We start from the raw sequence: 2,908 nt of genomic DNA, 5'->3' as shown, positions 1-2,908 counted from the left end.
CGTCAGTACCCGCTTTATTGGAGAGCGTCGCGGTGTAGGTGATCTGACCACCTTCGTTGACGGCACTTGGCGCGGTCAACGTGACGGTCGTGGTGTCCGCAGTGCCAGGTGTGTCCGTGACGGTGGTATTCACCGGCGTTGTGCCCGGCACCAGGTTTTCGAAGTGCTCGCCGCCAGTTACACCCTTAATTGCGGTGGTAACGGTCTGGTCGCCTTTGTATACGTCGTTAGGCGCAACGGTGGTGACAGTGCTGCTGGACTGATTCACACCGATGGTGATGGTTTTGCCGTTGTCCAGGGTGACGGTCAGCGGGCTGGTGATGTTGGTCACCGGATTGCCCGACTTGTCGACCAGCGACGCGGTGTAAACGATGTTGCCGCCTTCACCAACGGTGGTAGTGGCGGTCAGGACCACATCGACTTTGTCGATGGTGTCGTTGATCGTGGTGGTCGCACCGTTACCTGCAACTTCCAGTTTTTCGAAGTTGCCGCCAGCAGTGTCGGTGATCTTGACCGTCTGGGTGCTCTTGTCGATGAACACGTCATCGCTAGGCGCAGGGACGGTCACGGTGCCGACGGTGTCGCCAGCCTTGATGGTGATGGTCGAGCCGTTATCCAGTTTCAGGGTTACGTCAGTGCCAGCCTTGTTGCTCAAGGTGGCGGTGTAAGTGATCTGGCCACCTTCGTTGACGGCACTTGGAGCGGTCAGCGTGACGGTCGTGGTGTCCGCAGTGCCAGGTGTGTCAGTCACTGTGGTGTTAACAGGCGTAGTGCCTGGCACCAGATTCTCGAAGTGCGCGCCGCCGGTCACGTTGGTGATGGCGGTGGTAACGGTCTGGTCGCCTTTGTACACGTCGTTTGGTGCTACAACGGTGACGCTGCCATTCGACTGATTCACACCGATGGTAATGGTCTGGCCATTGTCCAAAGTCACGGTCAGCGGGTTGGTGATGTTGGTCACTGCCGCGCCGTTTTTATCCACAAGGCTGGCGGTGTAGACGATATTGCCGCCTTCACCAACGGTGGTGGTGGCAGTCAGAACTACATCCACTTTGTCGATGGTGTCGTTGATCGTGGTGGTTGCGCCGTTACCTGCAACTTCCAGTTTTTCGAAGTTACCGCCAGCGGTGTCAGTGATCTTGACTGTCTGAGTGCTCTTATCGATGAACACGTCATCGCCAGGCGCCGCAACAGTCACGGAGCCAACGGTGTCGCCAGCCTTGATGGTGATAGTCGAACCGTTATCCAACTTCAGCGTTACATCAGTACCCGCTTTATTGGAAAGCGTAGCGGTATACGTAATCTGGCCACCCTCATTGACTGCGCTTGGCGCGGTCAACGTGACGGTAGTGGTGTTATCAGTACCCGGAGTGTCGGTGACGGTAGTGTTGACCGGCGTTGTACCTGGGACCAGGTTTTCGAAGTGCTCGCCACCGGTGACGCCTTTAATAGCGGTAGTGACGGTCTGGTCGCCCTTGTACACGTCATCTGGAGCTACAACGGTCACGCTGCCGTTCGATTGATTCACACCGATGGTAATGGTTTGGCCGTTATCCAAAGTCACAGTCAGTGGGTTGGTGATGTTGGTCACCGCATTACCCGACTTGTCGACCAGCGACGCGGTGTAAACGATGTTGCCGCCTTCGCCAACGGTGGTGGTGGCGGTCAGCACCACATCCACTTTGTCGATGGTGTCGTTAATGGTGGTGGTTGCGCCGTCGCCTGCGACTTCCAGTTTTTCGAAGTTGCCACCAGCAGTGTCGGTGATCTTGACCGTCTGAGTGCTCTTGTCGATGAACACGTCATCGCTAGGCGCAGGGACGGTCACGGTGCCGACGGTGTCGCCAGCCTTGATGGTGATGGTCGAGCCGTTATCCAACTTCAGCGTGACGTCAGTACCCGCTTTATTGGAGAGCGTCGCGGTGTAGGTGATCTGACCACCTTCGTTGACGGCACTTGGCGCGGTCAACGTGACGGTCGTGGTGTCCGCAGTGCCAGGTGTGTCCGTGACGGTGGTGTTCACCGGCGTTGTGCCCGGCACCAGGTTTTCGAAGTGCTCGCCGCCAGTTACACCCTTAATTGCGGTGGTAACGGTCTGGTCGCCTTTGTATACGTCGTTAGGCGCAACAGTGGTGACGGTACCGCTGGACTGATTCACACCGATGGTAATGGTCTGGCCATTGTCCAAAGTCACGGTCAGCGGGTTGGTGATGTTGGTCACTGCCGCGCCGTTTTTATCCACAAGGCTGGCGGTGTAGACGATATTGCCGCCTTCACCGACGGTGGTGGTGGCGGTCAGAACCACATCCACTTTGTCGATGGTGTCGTTGATGGTGGTGGTTGCGCCATCACCAGCCACTTCCAGTTTTTCGAAGTTACCGCCAGCGGTGTCGGTGATCTTGACGGTTTGAGTGCTCTTGTCGATGAACACGTCATCGCTAGGCGCAGGGACGGTTACGGAGCCAACGGTGTCGCCCGCTTTGATGGTGATAGTCGAGCCGTTATCCAACTTCAGGGTTACGTCAGTACCGGCCTTGTTGCTCAAGGTCGCGGTGTAAGTGATCTGGCCACCTTCGTTGACGGCACTCGGAGCGGTCAGCGTGACGGTTGTGGTGTCCGCAGTGCCAGGTGTGTCAGTCACTGTGGTGTTAACAGGCGTTGTGCCTGGCACCAGATTCTCGAAGTGCGCGCCGCCGGTCACGTTGGTGATGGCGGTGGTAACGGTCTGGTCGCCTTTGTATACGTCGTTTGGTGCTACAACGGTGACGCTGCCATTCGACTGATTCACACCGATGGTAATGGTCTGGCCATTGTCCAAAGTCACGGTCAGCGGGTTGGTGATGTTGGTCACTGCCGCGCCGTTTTTATCCACAAGGCTGGCGGTGTAGACGATATTGCCGCCTTCACC

General features: G+C 57.2%; 1 protein-coding gene. It reads right to left on the bottom strand.

The window, feature by feature from the left end; genetic code table 11:
• Window positions 1-2,908 (bottom strand): immunoglobulin-like domain-containing protein (locus FEM54_RS29410; RefSeq protein WP_338109373.1); only part of this gene is annotated, 2,908 nt, incomplete at both ends.

The sequence above is a fragment of the Pseudomonas edaphica genome, from assembly GCF_005863185.1.
Classification (GTDB): domain Bacteria; phylum Pseudomonadota; class Gammaproteobacteria; order Pseudomonadales; family Pseudomonadaceae; genus Aquipseudomonas; species Aquipseudomonas edaphica.
The sequence above is the reverse complement of the archived record's forward strand: the minus strand, read 5'-3'. Positions and strand labels throughout refer to the sequence as shown.